1 protein-coding gene is annotated in these 1,353 nt (G+C 46.5%); it reads right to left on the bottom strand.

Annotated features, from left to right (window positions below):
• Positions 1–194: 194 nt before the first annotated feature.
• Positions 195–866 carry a hypothetical protein gene (locus F8N49_RS27735; protein WP_151553307.1) on the bottom strand — a complete coding sequence of 224 codons (672 nt, stop codon included), beginning with the start codon at positions 864–866 and terminating at the stop codon, positions 195–197.
• Positions 867–1,353 lie beyond the last annotated feature (487 nt).

Here is a 1,353-nt window from a genome sequence, read left to right on the forward strand (position 1 = left end):
CCAGTTATGGCTTCATGAACATCTGCGATCACCAATTTAAGTACGAAAAGATGATCATCGTATTGTCGGTTATCCTGGAATTCTTTAATTACCAAAGGTGGTTTGCATATGGACTCAAATTCCAGAATATATTTCACCACAGCTTTGTACACGGTTTCGTCGCAACTCTTGGGCTTACAAATTCCGATATGATCTTAGTCGACTGCGGTAGAGTCTTTCTTTAAAGCCTCAATTGCCAATGCGCTCTTTTTGTCGACAAAAATATCGTGCGCTCCATATATGTATTTTGTTGGCGGAGGTGGTGTTGCAGAATTTACCCAGGCGCTGCTTAGGTCATATACAGCATCACTCAACACGCTTAAGTCGGCGAGTTGTACGTTAGATGATAAAAATGACCCGATATTCGCGATTTTTGCACCTGTATGCGGTACTGCCAAGGAGACAAACCCTTTTACAGGTGTAGTCTGGTTTTCTTCGAGGTGACCTAGGATGCATGCCTTGGCGACTAGCCCTCCCATGCTATGTGCGACAATCATTACTTGTTCATAACTATCTAGGTTTACTTCAAACTCAGTGCGTAATAATTCTGCAATTTCAGAGATGGGTAGGTTTTTTCTCACACTCTTTCGAGATTTAAATAATCTTTGAAAAATGCTCTTGTTTGCACCGTAAGTTGTCGTGAAGGTAGTAAAATAGTTGAAGCAACCAATGTCGAAATGATCTGAAATGTTGCGGTCGGCAGCCAGCAAGCTCGGAAAAGAAGTTTTTTCGTCGTAGGACCAGGTTTCTTGGCCGCCTTTCAATCCGTGTACAAAAATCACGGCGTTAGCGTTATTGTCTCTTTTGGTCCAAGTGATCATGCTCATCGAATGTCCCTTTCTCGCGGTATTTTTACCGCCTGTACTCTCAAATTCGGATCGGCCACGGGTGTGGTTCACTGTCCCTAAGGCATTTAGTTCCGCAGATGACGGCGTTCACACATCACCTAGACGTGTCAAGCATAAGCCTAATGTGCGTCAAAGCGCCATCAGTGCAGCTGCACTGATCCGGAATCTTTCTCAGGGGGCGTAGGATCAGATCCGTGCGGACAACTTACGTAGTGGCCAACTGGTTCCGGGCACTGATCCGATATCGCCAAGGCCCCCCTTGGTCGAACGCCTCCTAATGGCCGACTGCTGCCGCAACTGCCCGCCAGCAAAAGAGCAGCGGCCGATTGTCACCTCTCCCCTCAGACACGGTATTTTTCAAGGCGTCGCTGGAGAATACCTTCTCCAGTGTCCGGATCTCAGTGGCGACCAAGTCTCTCATTTTGTCAGTAGAACAGGACCTAGTTTAAGAATTCTGCCTTACAGA

It is taken from the genome of Pseudomonas sp. GXM4, assembly GCF_008923895.1.
GTDB lineage: Bacteria > Pseudomonadota > Gammaproteobacteria > Pseudomonadales > Pseudomonadaceae > Aquipseudomonas > Aquipseudomonas atacamensis.